Raw genomic sequence first — 16137 nt, 5'->3', positions numbered from 1 at the left:
CACCCGAGCGGTGAATTGGTGTTCGTTGTGATAGCCGCTTTGTTTTAGCCGCAGTCGTCTTGTGAATCCTATCCATTGTGTCGAATCCAAAGGCCCCTGGCCGTTTGTCACCCAACGTGTGATGGCCGGGGTTGATGGTGCGAGACAGATCTGGAGTTCGCGCCATCACCGCAAGGGGCTTCGCGTTCCCGAGGAATCCGGCACGCTCGGCACGGGATCATTCCAGCGTGAGTTGGTCAGCGGATGGCGTTGGTTATGGATGCCGCAACACTTGAATTGGTGGATCGGTTTTCTATTTGCCGTTGGCGCGCTGTGCTTTGCTGCGGCTAGTTCACTGTCGTTGCTGCCATCGATTGCCAGCCAATGGCAAATCAACCCCGGGGCCATCAATCGACTGTTTTTCATCGGTTCGATTCCGTTCACCAGCGCGGCTTATTTACAACTGTTCCAGGCCGCTAACGCAGCGGATCCGCCCAGGGCCACGCCATCACAGAGTCTGCCGAAACCGCGGCGGAGGCATGTATTTGGCTGGCGACCTGGTGACATCGGTTGGATCAGTTGTGTGTTGCAGTTCATCGGCACGCTGCTGTTTAATGTCAACACCTTTGACGCCATGCTGCCGTCATTGGACTGGTTCCAAAGCGATCTGTTGGTCTGGGTCCCCAATTTGGTCGGGTCGGTTTTGTTTCTGGTTTCCGGATACTTGGCGTTCATCGAAGTCTGTCATGCCCACTGGGGTTGGCATCCGCGTCAGATCGGCTGGTGCGTCGCCTTCATCAACCTGATCGGGTGTGTCGGATTCATGATTTCCGCCGCATGCGCTCTGTTCTTGCCTGGCGATTCGCACAACGAATTGGCCCGTCTGGCGCTGCTGTTCACATTGATCGGCGCGATTGGTTTTTTCGGGGGCGCGCTGCTGATGCAGATTGAATCGACGCAGAACGCTGGGCCCCCCAATGCTTCGAATCACTGATAAACTTGGCCGTGATGATTCACTGTTTGTTTTCACAAGGGAGGTGAGCGATGTTTCGATCCGTCGTCTGTGAGAGGGCAATGGTGTTGATCGCCATGATGATCGCTGTGATGATCGCCGCGTTGACACAGGGCACTAGCGGCCGTGTCCGAGCAGCGGACGACGGCGGCGGCCAACCGATTCGGTTGTCCGAAATCCAGTTCCAAGGCAATCAGACTTTTTCGACGACAGAGCTGCGCAAGGCGTTGCGGGGGCGGACGGAATTCTGGATCGCAAATCATCCCAAAAATGATCCGGACGCATTGCCCGGAACCCTCGTCGAATTGCTGCGCCGTGGTTACCGCAACGCCGGTTTTCGAAACGTTTTCCTGGATGTGACTCGCGGCGACGACGGGCAAGGGTTGCAGTGTCTGATCGATGAAGGTGATCGCTACCGATACGGTGATCTACAGATCAAACATGCCGTTTCCGTCGACCGCCAACGGCTGACTGAGCGGCTGACCAAGCCGTTCGCTAAAGCAGGCACGTTTCCATCGTTCATCAGTGTCGCCGGCGAAACGGTGACGCAGTGGGTGACCGAGTCTGGCGAGCCGAGTGATCTGGTCAATCCGGTCTGGCAACAGGGCGAAGGCGTTCGCTTTGATTCACTGGAACGGTCCCATGATGGGTTGGTCAAGCAGGTCAAACTAGCGCTCACCGAAATCGGGTTCCCGGCCGCAGAGATCAATGTATCGACCGAAATTGATGACGACACACAGACAGTGGCATTGATCATTGACTTGATTGATGAGGGCGAACCGAGTCGTATCCAATCCATCGTGTTTGAATCGCTAACGCACAACAGTGAACAAGCGATGTTGGACTATTTACAGATCGCTTCTGGAGAAATATACCGCCAGGAAACCCAGCATCGTTTGACGTCGCTGTTGTGGCAGTCCGGTCGATTTTCCAAGTCTCGTGTCGCTTACGATGCGGCATCCGGGACGCTGACGGTGGATGTGACAGAATCGGAAGCGTTGCCGACAATCGATCAGCCGCTGGATGTCGTCGGGTCCACGCTTCTACGCGCCCGTCAATGGCTCGCGGACTGTTATCGTCGCGGCGACGATGTTCAATTTGAAATTCTGGTCGACGACAAATGGAAAGTTCAGGCGACGGCGTCGTTACAGGGCATCGTGCTCCAGACCCAGCTGAAACGCGACGGAGATTGGGTCGCGGGAATGCAGTTGCTGATCGATCAAAAACAGTTGCTGATTTCTGCCTCGGGTCACACTGATAAATTGCTGCTGCGGACGCGAAATTTGGATGGTCAAGTTCGGATCTCGACCCTGCTGGGGGCGGCCGAGGATCCGGAACGAACCTATCGGTTCAACTTTCACGGCAAACTATCCAGTGACCGTGAGGCCGATGAGCCCCAGTTGGTGCATCAATGGATCGCAACGCCTCACGACTGGTTGCTGTTTTCGACAAAGCAGCAGTTGCGGCATCGATTGGAAGATGACAGTTTGCAATTCTGGGATCAGCGTCATCCCGACACCCGGATTCGTATCGATTGTGACAGTGGTGCAATCGGTGAATGTCAGGGTGCGATGGCGTTGCGGATCGGATCGGACCTGTTCAGGCAAGCCACGCAAGACGTCCAACAATCCACCGCCGACAAACCCGACGCCTACTCGCTAGATCACCCGGTGTCTTCGTTGGTGTCGTACTTTCTTTCTGGACCCGTGATTCAGCAGGTTCATGACCATCTGGGCAGTGACCAGCCGCCCCCCATCGATCATTATCGGAGTCTGAAAAAGCTTGTGGATCAAGGATTGTTAGCGCTGCCCGACGCGGTGCTTGCCTCCATCATCAACGATCAGCAGGAGCAGTCGTTCTCGATTCCGTTGGACAGCGTGAATCTCGGTTCCTGGCAAGCGTTGTTGGTCGACTATGGTGCCAAGTTGGTTCTGCAACAGGCATCGCTTGTGTTTCCCCAAGAGGAATGGCCGATTCAGATCATTCGCGAGGGTTGTTTAGTCGCGTTAAAACGGGGCCAATTCAGCGGTCAAGTGATCGCCGAACTGGCGGTTGATCCAGATGTCGGACCGATCGGAAATGCGGCGATCGCGTTTTTGTTGGACTTGATCGGCCAAGACGCCAAACGCGCCTTTGCCGCCCGAGCGTTAGAAAAGTTGACGCCCGAGGCATTTCAGCAAGATTGTGCAACGTTGTTGCCCGCGACCGGACATCAATCCATTCAACAAACCGTTGCATCGCTCTCGGCGATCGACCGGGACGAGTTGGAGGGATTGCTGATCCGCGTCAAAGACGGGCGTTTGAAAGGATTGCTGCGAATCGCTCACACCTATGTCACGACCGATGATTCGAAACGTTCTGGCACGCTGTACCAACTTTGCGAGCCGCCGCTACGAAGCTATCTCGAATCACTGTTGCGCTAGCGCTGTGAAAACTCGAGTGTGGGTCTGTACAAGTTGACTGTGGCTGGCCACCCAAAAGCGTGAACTCCGAGCGGTCACTGGCGATTGCACGGCGTTGGTGTGGAGGATTTATCCGACCGGATTCTTGTTCGAACGGTGCTGTGTCCAGCACGGATCAAGTCAAAAAAAAACGCACCTCTAACGTCAATGCGTTGTAGAGGTGCGTTGTCTGGGGATCGCGATCGAAATGCAACTAGGTTGCATCAACGATTTTGAAGTTGACTTCGTTGTCGCCCGAGGCCACATCGACGATGCTCGGTTCGAGTGTGACACCGACGCTTTTCCCATTGCGTTTGGGGCGTACCAATCCTGGGTCACCGGGTTTTGCTTTCGCAATTTCGAAGCGGATTCGATGTTTGCCGGTCAATGCTCCCGGAACGTTTGGCAGGTAATACACTTCGTATTGCCCGTCTTCGTTGGTCAGTGCCAACGAGGGGCGGCCGCCGCCTTCGGGGATGAATTCAATGCTGCCGTTTTTCACCGGTTGTCCGTCCATGGTCAACGTGCCTTTGATCTGTCCCAGTGGAGGGCCAGATGGGCCACAGCCGGTCAGGCTGAAAAGGGTCAAAGCGGTGGTTGCACAAATCGCGTGATGCCAGGCTGGAAGCCGCATCTGGTTGAGTGTTGGAAACTTCATGTTACAGCTCCTGTTCGAATACGTAGTGGTCTGCTCGGCCATTGAGCGCGGTAAAGACATTGTCAAAATCGATACTGTCGGTGATGAATCGAACCGATCCATCACCCATCACAAACTGCACGCCGCCGACGTGCTGAGAACGGAACCCGTTGTGTAACGTGTGTTCCATGTTTTGCGTCCAGTTGCCTGAGAACAGGCTGTTGTTGGGATAGCGAGGGACGGTGACGTTGGCCGTCATGCCGTAGTACGCACCCCACTCGTAGTAACTCGGGCGAGCCGCCCAAGCACCGCCGGGGCCGCGACCGGGGCGTGAGTCTTCTTGTGTGCCATCAAAGTGGTAGAGGAACGATCCGTGTTCGCCGACCGCTAGGGTGTTGCTAAGACCATCCAGGACGCTGGCAAAGCGGCGTTTCTTGAACTTGTTGTTGATGATCGACAGGAATCCGTCGTCCTGCAACCATCCCCATGACCAAGTCGCCCGGTCGGCATAGTAGCGATCCCAGGAGAACGTGTTTTGCCCTGGCGGGTTGTAGTAGCCGACACCGGCAACATAGTCCGGAATTTGAATCGGATACTCTTCCGGAGCACCGAGTGCCACCGTCGCGGCGCTGGCTTTTTGATAACGTTGCTCTTCCAGCGCACTGGAAGGGCAACTGTACGTTGGCACGACAAGTTTCGACATCACTTCCCAGTTGCGGTTGGGAACGGTCGTGTTGTCGGCAAAATCGGTGCCTTCGAACACCATCTGGTCAAAAGCTGCTCCCTGTTCCAGCTGGGGCAAAATCACGGTCAGCCACGAGGGGCCCGAAACCCAAGGTTCGCTACCGTCGTGGGTGTGACTAAAGCCTTGGTTTGCCGGAATCTGGCGGAACGTGTCGTGGTAGTTGTGGATCGCAAGACCGATCTGCTTCAAGTTATTGGAGCACTGCATACGACGGGCTGCTTCGCGGGCCGACTGCACGGCCGGTAACAACAAGCCGACCATGATGCCGATGATCGCAATCACGACAAGCAGTTCGACCAAAGTAAAAGCAAGCCGTGGCAACGGCTGCGGGCGACGTTGCGTGTAACGTTTCATTTCGATTCTTAAACCTGTAATGCTGAATTCGGAAGTTCGTTCGCGGGGGGCTCACATGAGCTCGCGTCTTCGAAACGTCCTCGTTTGCATGCAGCGGGCCAATGTTGGCCCGCGTCAGGTGGTGCGGTCGAAAGCCCCTGGTCGAATTGGACTGAAGGTTGGCGATTTCGTTCTAAGCGACCTTAAAGGGAATCGGAAACTTCATCGGAAACGAAAAGAACTCCGTAACTTTTTTGGAAACTTGCGGTTGCTCGTGTCCGGCGCTACGAAATGCGCACACGATTTGCGCACAGCGGTACACGTTCTGCCCGTTCCTCGTGCCTTGATCGCTTACAAACCATGCACTTGGACCCGGATTTCCTGGCGGCTAGCCGACGGCTCCTGTCCTGCGCTGCGGTTGACGCAACGTGTGAGGTTGCGATTGTCCTCACAACCCGACGCGTGAGTTTTGAAGCCAGTGCTTTTGCAATTCACTCGTCTGCCCCCCAAGGCCGTGCAGCTTCGGGTGCCACCCATTGGGAGAATCGCCTGCACCCAATCCCATCTTTACGCCGTTGGCGGAAAGCGACGGTAACCAGAATCAAGAGCTTTGCCACACGGTTTTCCCCGGTTGTGGCACCTGCGCGTGCCGCTGTGGAGACTGCTTGACAGGTCGGGTAACCAAGAACCAATGCCTGATGCGCTAGAACGCAATGCGATTCAATTGGCGCGCGGGTGCGCTCGTTCGTAGACTTGGCGCAAGCTGGCGGCGCTGACGTGCGTGTAGATCTGTGTCGTGGCTAGACTTTTGTGACCGAGCAGTTCTTGCACGCTGCGGATATCCGCACCGCGGTCCAATAGATGCGTTGCGAACGAATGCCGCAGCGTGTGGGGGCTGGTGCGGGCATCGAGCCCTGCGACTGCCAGGTGTTTTTCCAGCATTCGGCCGATGCTGCGTGTGGTCAGTTGATTGCCAAAGCGGTTGACGAACACCGGTGCCTGGCGCCCCATTGCATTGGATTTGTCACTTCGCTGCCGCCGGGTGGCGTAGGCCGCGATCGCTTTGACGGCAAACGAACCGAGCGGGCTGATGCGTTCCTTTCGGCCTTTGCCGCGGACCCGCACGATCTGTTGGTCGGCGTCGATGTCACCATCCTGTAGGCCCACCAGTTCGCTGACACGCAGCCCGGCCGAGTACATGGTTTCCAAGATTGCACGGTCGCGCAGCCCGTCGACTTTATCGCCCGGGGGGGCAATCAATAGGCTGCCGATCTCGGTGTCACTTAGCACGTGTGGTAGCGTGCGTTGGCGGCGAGGATTCCGCAGCGGTTTGGCCGGATTGCTGGTCGCAATGCCTTCGCGCATCGCAAATTTATAGAAACTACGCAGCGCCGCCAATTTCCGTGCGATGCTGGTGCGGGCGTAATCGGCAGCCTGCAATGCCGCTTGAAAGGCACGTAGATCCTGGGGCGACAGCGTGTCGGGCTGAGGCACGCTGCCACGCGTTGTTTGCAACCAATCGACGAAGCTAAACAGGTCTTCGCGATACGATTTAATTGTCAATTCCGATGCATTGCGCTCGGTCACCATGTACCGCAGGAATTGGGCGATCGCAGAGTTCATGCTGCTCAATGAAAGTCCTCGAGCGATAAGTTGTCCAATTCGCTATCGATCAAGACATCGTCATCAACTGGTACAGCGTCGCGGATCTTGCGACTGAGCATGGCGGCGTCGTACCAGGAAAAGTCGAGTTCCGGATTGGCTGCGTAGCGAGCGAGTTGGCGGAGTGTTTGGTCGCGATTGGCGTCATCGAATAGGAAAATGAATTTCTCTTCGCCTTTGACCAAGGCCAACACGTTTATCTCTTTGTCCATATTCGTCAGCGGCCCAGGATTCGACGGAGTTCACGTATTAGAAAAGGATCGAGACGAAACCGGTTTCGGTTCCTCCCGACACTGGGGATATCGGCATCCCGTAAAGCCGCCGATGAGAGGCGTTTAGGCGGATGCGGTTGCAGTACACGGTGTGGATGTCGCTGTCGCTAGAAGTGCCAGTGGTTCCCGGACCACACCATGCCGCACAACCGTTCAACTCCGATCAATAGGCCCGGTGCAACCTGGCGCAAGTCACGAATCGCCGGGTTGCACCTGGCCTACAAAAAAAGCCCAGGCAGAAGCTGCCTGGGCGATTCAGTGGCGATCTTTCGGCGGCGACCAGATCAACGTGGGTAAACGTAAACCGGGACGTAGCGGGTGGCGCGATAGGGATAGCGGCTGCTCATCATCGGAATCGGATTCCAATTCGGACGTAGCGGTTCGTAGCCGGCCCACAGGTTTCGTTCCAAACGCTCGGTTCGTTGTTGAGATCGGTACTGAGCCCGTGCCATACGTAATTCGGCGACCGTCGGTTTGCTGGCAGCGTAGTCAGAGGAGCTCGAAAGTGAGTCATTCAAACGCGGGCCGGCAAAGGGATCCACTGGTTCGGCTTGCGGTTTCGCGGCGAACGGATCGGGTTCCTCAAAGTCTTCGAACGGAAACTGTGCCGCGGCTGATCCGCACAGCAGGGCCGAGCTCAGGGCTGCAAAAGCGAGTCCGAGCAGCCAGTTGGTCAGGTTCGAATTCATGGGTATTCCAAAAGGTTCGTGGACGAACGAGACCGTCTAGCTTAGAGGGGGCTCGCGGAGGGGCGGATGCTCGATTTCTTCCGAATTGAAAGCTCGCAGCGGGAGTGACACGACGTAATGTTTGGCATCGACGGTCTCGAACGCCTGATGCAAAAGATCGGCGAATCTTCCACGGTGGTATGAGTGCAGTGCCCGGGAGTTCGACTGAAATCGCATTCAGACGGTCTGTTCGTACCGATTATTGCGTCGCCGATGGTTAATTTGACGCCATTCCCATCTCGCAACCGAATTCTGCCCTCTTCAGGGATAGCGTTCTTTGCTTTGTCAGCAAAGAATGGAGTCCCTCAATCGAATCTGTCTCTTGACTGAATCGATCCGTCTCGCAGCCGCCATCGCAATGGATGGTTTGGTTTGCAAGGCCCCGCCTTAACTCGGAATCCGTGTGGAGAAATCAAAATGAAATCAGTTTCAAAATTTGCAGTTGGTACGATCGCAGCCGGTTTGATGGTCGTTTCACTGGGATGTGAACCCCCCAAGCCGCCGGCGCCGGTTGAAACCGAATCGGTAAGCGAAACCAGTGCGACGGAAAGCAGCAACACCACTGGAAACACGACCGCCGTCTCGGAAACCCCCGTTGGCGAAACCCCTGTCGAGGAAACCCCGTAATTGGGGTGACCGATTCGCCGCCTGTGGCTGCGAAAAATTGACAGCGCCATGGAAATACCGTGCAATGAAAGTGTCGCCAAGCGATTGGCGGCACTTTTTTTGTGCGCCACCAACGGGGGCTTTGTCCCGGCGGACCAATCGGATCGTCCAGGTGATCCGCTTGTCGGCGGAGGTGTGATAAACTGTAGCGATGGAACCGTCTGGACTGACGTGTTTCCAACTACCTGTCCGTTGCACCCTGGGTCTAACAGTTCCGCATGATCGTTCATCCGTTGTTCGCCACCCTCTGGTCGATTGTGCTCGCCGGTGTCTTTGCCGCGGCTCCCGCCGGATCGGTGGTGGTAAAGGTCCAAACCGTTTCCGGTCAACAAATCGAAGGGAATTGGGTGGGGGTGACCGACCAGGCGATTGAAATTGAATCCGATTCAACGCCACAGCAAGTCGCGATCGACAACCTGTTGTCGCTGCGACCGGTCGCCACCGCCGAATCGAATGGCGGCCCGGTGATACACGTCGCTCTGTCGAACGGGTCGTCGATCGCCGCACAGCAACTGAGTTGGGACGAGGGGACGATTCAAATCGAACCGCGGCGGCAGTCTGTGATCGCGATGCCGGTTGATCAAGTCCGATCGATTCGATTTCGACCCGGGACGGCGGCAACCGATCCGCAGTGGTTGGGTTTGGTCGAAAAAGATCATCGCAACGATGTGATGGTGATCCGCCGCGACAACGACCAATTGGATCCGATTGGAGGTGTGGTTGTCGGATTGGACAATGACAAACTGTTGTTTGAATTGGACGGAGACAAAATCGAAGCCCCGTTGGCGCGTTTGGAAGGTGTCGTGTTTCGCTCCACGGCCGCCGCCAACACTTCGCCGCCGGTCAAGGTCACGGACATTTATGGTTCGGTGTTTTTGTCATCGCGATTGGAACCCAGTGAGTCTGTCGAAGCGATCGAAATTCGGTTGCCCGGCCAGGTCACGCATCAGATCAAAATGGATCAAATCCGATCGATCACTTGGGCCGGTGGTCGCGTGATGCTCTCGTCAGAGTCGCCGGCCGAATCGGAGATGACGCCTTACTTGAGCACCAAGGTGCCGACCAAGCTGATCGCCGATTGGTTCGGGCCGCATGCCGACGGCGAAGACCTGGTGACATCCGCCGGTGGGTCGGTGGAGTATCGTGTCGGCGCCGGGTTCGAGACGCTGGCCGGCAGTGTGGGACGCGACCAAGGAGTGGACGTGGGTGGAGCCGTGTTGATCAAGATCCTGGTCGATGACCAGGTCCAGTGGGAACAGACGCTTGCTGATTCGACGCCGATGGGATTCCGTATTCCTGTTGCCAATGCCCGCCGCGTCCGTCTGGAAGTCTTGCCCGGTGACGATGGTGATGTCGGTGACCAGGTCCGATTCTCGAAACCAAGGTTGATCAAGTGAGCCTGAAATCATGTCTGTCGCGGATCGTTTTTAGCGGGCTATCGCTACTTTCGGTCGGCGGGCTATCGCTGGTCTGTTGTCGATCCGTCGTTGCCGCTGATCCGATTCAGTTGGATCCGATGTTGCAATTGGCCGAACAGGCCCGAGTCGCTGCGATCGATCGTGCGCGCCCCAGTGCGGTTAGTGTGTTCGTTCCCGGCGGCGGTGGCGGCGGCAGTGGCGTGCTGATTTCTCCCGACGGATACGCGCTGACCAATTTTCACGTGACCAGCCCGGCCGGCAGTTTCATGCGTTGTGGCCTGAGCGACGGTCGGGTCTATGATGCCGTCCTGGTCGGATTGGATCCGGTCGGTGACCTGGCCATGATCCGCTTGCTCGGCCGAGATGATTTTCCATTTGCAACGTTCGCGGATAGTTTGCGAGCTCGTCCCGGCGACTGGTGCATGGTGATTGGCAATCCGTTTCTATTGGCGACCAATCTACAACCGACGGTGACCTGGGGAATCCTCAGCGGGGTCGGTCGGTACCAATACCCATCGGGCACCTTGCTGGAGTATGCCGACTGCTTGCAAACCGATGCGTCCATCAATCCCGGTAACTCCGGCGGGCCGATCTACAACGCCGACGGGGAACTGCTGGGGATCGTCGGACGCTGTTCGTTTGAAAAACGGGGCCGCGTGAATGTTGGCGTCGGATACGCGATTTCAATCAATCAAGCCAAGAACTTTTTAGGCTACCTGCGTAGTGGCCGAATCGTCGACCACGCGACGTTGGGGGCCACCGTGGCGACTGATCCAGACGGCGGGGCCGTGGTCAGTAATATTTTGGAATCCAGTGACGCCTATCGACGCGGCCTGCGCTACAACGCCGAAATTCTGGAAATCGACGGCCGGCCGGTGACCACGGCCAATGATGTTCAAAATGTACTGGGGACGCTTCCCAGCGGTTGGCGTGTTGACGTGATGTTTCGTGATCGAGGCAAAACAACTCGCGTGCAGATCCGTTTGAACAGCGTGCATGGGCAGGATGAATTGCTGGCGAAGATGTCGTCGGCATTGCCACCGCCCCCGCCGGTGCCCGATGAGCCGGAGGAGGATTCAGAGGGAGATGAATCGCCCAAGGAAGGTGGTCCAGGCGAACCGCTGCAGCCAGACCAGCCAGAGACGCCACCGCATCCCGACAAATCACCGCACGGACCCTCGCCGCACGGACCCTCGCCGCACGGACCGGCCGCACAAGCGATCCCCAAAGTCGTTGCGGACATGTTTGTCGAGCGGCGCGGGTACGCAAATTACTTCTTCAACTTGCGCCAGCAGGACCGCTTCATTGATTCACTGCGCGGGCAGTTTCCCGGTGGAGCAGCCGACGAGACGGCACAGTGGGTCATCACCGGCAAAACCGCCGAAGGAACCGAGCTTGAGGTGCGGGTCGCCGACGATCAGTACGCGATGGTGATCGGCGAAACGTCACTACAGGCAAGCGGCCGCGGCGAACTGTTCGAAGCGGTTGATTCGGATTCGATCCTTGGCATTGTGCCGGCGCTTGATGCATGGCGAACGATGTTGGAACGGGGGCCAAAACAGTTTGGCGAATCCTACTATCAAGGAACGATGCCACTGGGAGGCCAACGCCCGCTGCGTGACTGCATGGTCGCGCTGTACGGTGGCATGGAAGTTCGCTGGTTGATGCATCCCGACACGGGACTGCTGGAATGTATCGAAGTCGTTGCCGATCGTGATTCGGATCCCGCCGAGCTTTGGATTCGGCACCAGGATGGCAAAATCGCTGGCATGGAACTGCGTTATGGAATCGACACATTGGTCCAGTTCGATGTCACGAACTGGGAACGCAAGGAGTCAGCCGAGTGAACCCGTTCAGACGAATCCAATTGCTTTCGCATCAATGTGGCAATGCAATGCAAACCGCCACTTTTCAGTTAGGTTGTGTGCTGGTGACAGCCGGTTTGCTAACTCAGTCGGTGGTGGCCCAGTCGTCGACGGATCAGTCGTCATCAAAGCGGCCACCAGGTCGTTCGGCCGCGCCCGGCGCCCATGACATCCAACAACGGGTGGTGAAAATCTATGGCGCCGGTGGCATGCAAGGATTGGAGCCCTACCAGAGTGGATTTCTAGTTTCACCAGAAGGCCATGTGGCAACGGCGTGGAGTTACGTGTTGGATGTCGAACCGATCGTGGTGCTCGATGATGGCCGGCGATTTGAATCCAAGATCATCGGCATCGAACCATCGTTGGAATTAGCCGTGCTGAAAATCGATGCCTCGGACCTGCCCTATTTCGAGGTCGCCAAACAGCTTGATGCGCAATGGGGCGATCCGGTGTTGGCGGTCAGCAATCTGTTTGGAATTGCAACTGGAAATGAACCGGCCAGTGTGATGCAAGGGATGATTGCCGGTGTGACCAACCTGGACGCTCGGCGGGGCACGTTCAGGACGCCCTACCGAGGCAAAGTTTTGATTTTGGATTTGATCGCCAACAATCCTGGCGCCGCCGGCGGTGCGGTGGCGGATTCCCAAGGTCGATTGGTTGGCATGCTAGGAAAGGAACTGCGCGATAGCGGCACCGGCGTGTGGCTGAATTATGCTTTGCCGATTGATGCCCTGCGGGTCGCGATCGGCGACATCATCGCCGGTCGTGCCACCACGGCCGCCAAAGAAGAGAATCCGTTGCTCAAGCGTGACCAGTCACACAACCTTACGACGCTGGGGCTGGTGTTGGTGCCAGATGTTTTGGAATCAACGCCGGCCTATGTGGACGCAGTGCCACCAGGTCGGCCGGCGGCCAGAGCAGACCTGCGTCCTGACGATTTGATTTTGTTGGTTGAGGGGCAACGCGTCGCGGACCAAAAAATGCTGACGGATTTGCTGCGTCGAATCGATCGTCGCGATGCCGTTTCGATCACCATTCAACGCGAGAGCGAAATCCTGCCGATTCGCTTGGAACCCTAGGAGTACCGTCGCGTGGCGAAGTTTTTTTTCAGAGCGATCCTGTGGACGTTGATGACCGTGGGGACGCTGTCACCGGCCGGTCGGGCGCTGGCCCAGTCGGAAACCGTGCCCTATCGCAGCGCCCTGGCGGAAGCCGTTCGCACTGCCGCCCAGCGAGTGTTGCCATCGGTGGTTTCGATCGAAGTGGTCGGGGTTTCACAGTCGGCCGCCCGTGGCCAACAACGCAGCGAAGTCGCACGAGATGCTTCGTCCTGTGGCGTGATTGTCGATGCCGATGGCTACGTGATCGCGTCGGACATTGTGGTGCGACGTCCCGCAGCAAGCATTTTGGTGGTGTTGGCGGATGAAACTCGATTGGCTGCCAAAGTCGTCGCCCGCGATCATCACCGTGGGCTGGTGATGTTGCGCATTGAAACGGATCATTCATTGATTCCGTTGACCTTGCCCGAATCGGTCCAAACGCCCGTTGGTGCAACCGTGGTCGCGGTGGGACGCTATGGCAGTGACCGATCGCCGATGGTCAGCAGTGGCATCTTAAGCGCAACCGGCCGACTAGAAGGCACGATGCTGCAGAGCGATGCTCGCGTTTCACCTTCCTTTTATGGTGGCCCCTTGATCGATCTGTACGGCAATGCGATCGGAATTCTGGTGCCGGCCGTTGCCGACGGCGGTGCGCCCGACGATACCAGTTGGTACGACTCGGGAATCGCCTTTGCGGTCCCCACACCCGTCCTGCAAACCAAGCTACAGCGGCTGCGTGAGGGGACCGATATCCGCAAAGGGTTGATCGGGATCGTTCCCAAGTCGAAGGACCCTTACGCCGCGGACACCGAACTGGCGGCGGTTCGTTCCCGCTCCCCCGCCGAACAGGCTGGCATTCAACCGGGCGACACGGTGAAGTCGGTGGCCGGCCAACCGGTGACAATGTTTCAAGAAATCAAACAGGCACTGGGGCCTTATGACGCCGGAGAGACGATCGAATTAGAATTGGAACGTGACAGCCAACGACGCAACGTCTCGGTCACGCTGGCGGAAACCATTCCCCCGCTGCAACCACAACGGTTAGGGGTTTGGGTTGCTCAGGATGCCCCAGCAGCAGAGCAATCGGATGATGAAGCAGACGATGCCACGACGGTTCCTGTGGTCGTCCGCGGCGTGGTGCCTGGAACCGCCGCTGTCGACAAACTGCAGCCCGAGGACGAGATCCAGAAAATCAATCAAACCGAGATCACCGATCTGGCGACGCTCAGTCGATTGATGATCACCGCGGTGCCCGATGCAGAGCTCACCGTCACGATCAAGCGACAGGGGCAGACCGAACAGGTGAAACTCACGCCGACGTCGGTCGCCGGTCCGGCGTTGCCCGAGACCATCAAGCAGTGGGCTGATCAGACCACCGAAGACCAATGGGATGTGTTGAAGCTGCGCTTACCTGATGTTGGCAATCTGGCCGCTTACGTTGCGCCTAAACCAGATCAAACCGACAGCCGACCGGGATTGGCAATGTTGATGTTGCTATTGCCGCCGGACCAACGCGACCCGGAACAGGCGTTGAAAACATGGCAGGAAGTTGCCAGCCGTCACGGAGTGGTTGTCTGTGCGGTGTGCAGCGAAGAGGATTCGCGTTGGCAACAAAACGAAATCGATGTGGTTTCGCGGATGGCGACGCTGATGTCCCAGCGTGTTCCCATTGCCGTGACAGCGGTCGCCGCCGGTGGTGCACTGGATGATGCCTCGGCATCGGCCGCCGATTCGATGGTGGTTGCGATTGCGCTTTCGGACCGCAAGAATTTTTCTGGCATCGCCGTCTCAGCCAAGACCAAACCGCCGGCCGTGCGGCTACGAGAAAACGAACCCGATCGGTCCTTGGAAATTTTGTTGCCGATTGAGTCGTTGGATGACGGACCGACTTGGTTGGCGCCACTGAAATCGGCGGGCTATCCAATCAGTCTGGGGGGTAAAATTGAACCTTCCGATCTGCTGCGTTGGGTCCGTTTGCTGCAAACGATCTGATATCCGTCGGTAGCTGTCCATTCGATCTTTTAATCGTCTTGGTGCCGTTGCGACGGCACCGCATTCTTCATCGAGTTGAAACCATGATCCATCGCATCACATACACTTTGCTTCTAACCCTGTTTGCCTTGGTCGCCCGCCAAACGACGGCGGCCGATGCCGAATCGCTACACTTTCCTGCGACCGGAGAGTCCAAGGGAAAGGTGGTATTGGTCGCCGGTGACGAAGAGTATCGCAGCGAAGAAACCATGCCGATGTTGGCGAAAATCTTGAGCGTGCGACACGGATTTGATTGCACCGTGTTGTTTGCTTTGTCAGACGACGGCAGCTACATCGACCCCAATAACCAGTCCGGGATTCGTGGCTGGCAGGCACTTGATGACGCGGACTTGATGATCATCGGAACTCGGTTTCGCCGACCCGATGAAACGCAAGCGGTTCATGTCACCGGTTTCATCAATGCCGGCAAGCCGCTGATCGGAATACGCACCTCCACCCATTCGTTCACCGGCGACGGCATGTTCGGCGACGACCTACCCTTTGGGAAATTTGGGTTGAAAATCTTGGGCGAAGAATGGGTCAATCACCATGGCAAACACAAGGTGCAGGGGGCACGCGGCGTGGTGGTCGATGGCCAACAAGATCACCCCATTCTAAATTCCGTAACCAATGTATTCGTTCCCACCGACGTCTACGGTGTCAAACACTTGACCGACCAGGACACCGTGTTGATGCGCGCCGCGGTGACGGAATCTCTTGATCCCGAATCGCCAAATGTTGCCGGAGAATTGAATGATCCGATGCAACCGTTTGTTTGGTTGCATCCCTACCAGTCGCCCGCAGGAACCAACGGCCAGTCGTTTTGCACGACGGCCGGATCGAGTGTCGATTTTGTCAACGAAGACTTGCGACGAATGATTGTGAACGCGGTTTATCACTTGCAAGGAAAAGCGGTTCCGGCCAAAGCCGATGTCTCGTTTGTTGATCCGTTCTATCCGACCTTCTTCGGATTTGTCCGCGAGAAAGGGTACTACAAAACGCTCAATCTTCAGCCCAGTGATTTCGGATTGGGCAAGTCGCCGCATCGCAACGATCCGAGCGGCAGCCCCGATTGGCCCTATCGAGACATGCCTCGCTAAAGCATCCAGACGTGTTTTCACGTCGCGTGACTGCGTGAGACATTGGTTTGTCCCAAAACCCGACGCGTCAGTTTTGAAGTTGCGCTAAACAGCCTCTTCAACCCAAACGACTCAGCGATTTGCCGCTTCGATCTCTGTACTCTCCCGC

Annotated in this window: 13 protein-coding genes; 8 read left to right on the top strand and 5 right to left on the bottom strand. The window is 57.0% G+C overall.

What is annotated here, in order from left to right:
* The first annotated feature begins 61 nt into the window (after nucleotides 1–61).
* On the top strand, nucleotides 62–973 hold the full coding sequence (locus tag NHH03_RS00540; RefSeq protein ID WP_253153672.1) for a hypothetical protein: 912 nt from the start codon (nucleotides 62–64) through the stop codon (nucleotides 971–973).
* 50 nt (nucleotides 974–1023) lie between these two features.
* Complete coding sequence (locus tag NHH03_RS00535; protein WP_253153671.1) at nucleotides 1024–3414, top strand: hypothetical protein; 2391 nt, start codon at nucleotides 1024–1026, stop codon at nucleotides 3412–3414.
* 232 nt (nucleotides 3415–3646) lie between these two features.
* On the opposite strand, the gene NHH03_RS00530 is transcribed toward NHH03_RS00535, so the two are convergent.
* The 5 genes from NHH03_RS00530 to NHH03_RS00510 all read right to left on the bottom strand — a co-directional run bounded on the left by NHH03_RS00530 (nucleotide 3647) and on the right by NHH03_RS00510 (nucleotide 7770).
* On the bottom strand, nucleotides 3647–4090 hold the full coding sequence (locus tag NHH03_RS00530; RefSeq protein ID WP_253153670.1) for a carboxypeptidase regulatory-like domain-containing protein: 444 nt from the start codon (nucleotides 4088–4090) through the stop codon (nucleotides 3647–3649).
* A gap of 1 nt (nucleotide 4091) precedes the next feature.
* Nucleotides 4092–5168, bottom strand: coding sequence for a DUF1559 domain-containing protein (locus NHH03_RS00525; RefSeq protein WP_253153669.1), 1077 nt, complete (start codon nucleotides 5166–5168; stop codon nucleotides 4092–4094).
* Nucleotides 5169–5867: 699 nt separating this feature from the next.
* Nucleotides 5868–6770, bottom strand: a complete 903-nt coding sequence (gene xerC / locus NHH03_RS00520) for a tyrosine recombinase XerC (protein ID WP_253153668.1) — start codon at nucleotides 6768–6770, stop codon at nucleotides 5868–5870.
* Between the two features lie 5 nt (nucleotides 6771–6775).
* Nucleotides 6776–7021, bottom strand: a complete 246-nt coding sequence (locus tag NHH03_RS00515) for a hypothetical protein (protein WP_253153667.1) — start codon at nucleotides 7019–7021, stop codon at nucleotides 6776–6778.
* A gap of 344 nt (nucleotides 7022–7365) precedes the next feature.
* Nucleotides 7366–7770: a hypothetical protein gene (locus NHH03_RS00510; protein WP_253153665.1), complete on the bottom strand. Its 405-nt coding sequence runs from the start codon at nucleotides 7768–7770 to the stop codon at nucleotides 7366–7368.
* A 456-nt stretch (nucleotides 7771–8226) separates the two neighbouring features.
* Here NHH03_RS00510 and NHH03_RS00505 point away from each other — a divergent pair, with 456 nt between their 5' ends.
* The 6 genes from NHH03_RS00505 (at nucleotide 8227) to NHH03_RS00480 (ending at nucleotide 15989) form a co-directional block, all read left to right on the top strand.
* Nucleotides 8227–8436, top strand: a complete 210-nt coding sequence (locus tag NHH03_RS00505) for a hypothetical protein (protein ID WP_253153664.1) — start codon at nucleotides 8227–8229, stop codon at nucleotides 8434–8436.
* 257 nt (nucleotides 8437–8693) lie between these two features.
* Entirely contained in the window at nucleotides 8694–9872 is a 1179-nt protein-coding gene (locus tag NHH03_RS00500) for an NPCBM/NEW2 domain-containing protein (protein WP_253153663.1), read from the top strand.
* 119 nt (nucleotides 9873–9991) lie between these two features.
* Complete coding sequence (locus NHH03_RS28490; RefSeq protein WP_449338860.1) at nucleotides 9992–11740, top strand: S1C family serine protease; 1749 nt, start codon at nucleotides 9992–9994, stop codon at nucleotides 11738–11740.
* Nucleotides 11737–12837 (top strand): S1C family serine protease, encoded by a 1101-nt coding sequence (locus NHH03_RS00490; protein WP_390895474.1) that lies wholly within the window; start codon nucleotides 11737–11739, stop codon nucleotides 12835–12837. Before NHH03_RS28490 ends, NHH03_RS00490 begins: the two co-directional genes overlap by 4 nt.
* A 12-nt stretch (nucleotides 12838–12849) precedes the next feature.
* Nucleotides 12850–14850, top strand: coding sequence for a S1C family serine protease (locus tag NHH03_RS00485; protein WP_253153661.1), 2001 nt, complete (start codon nucleotides 12850–12852; stop codon nucleotides 14848–14850).
* 83 nt (nucleotides 14851–14933) lie between these two features.
* Nucleotides 14934–15989 (top strand): ThuA domain-containing protein, encoded by a 1056-nt coding sequence (locus tag NHH03_RS00480; RefSeq protein ID WP_253153660.1) that lies wholly within the window; start codon nucleotides 14934–14936, stop codon nucleotides 15987–15989.
* Nucleotides 15990–16137 lie beyond the last annotated feature (148 nt).

Source organism: Stieleria tagensis (genome assembly GCF_024129865.1).
Lineage (GTDB): Bacteria > Planctomycetota > Planctomycetia > Pirellulales > Pirellulaceae > Stieleria > Stieleria tagensis.
This window is presented reverse-complemented; position numbering and strand designations above follow the sequence as displayed.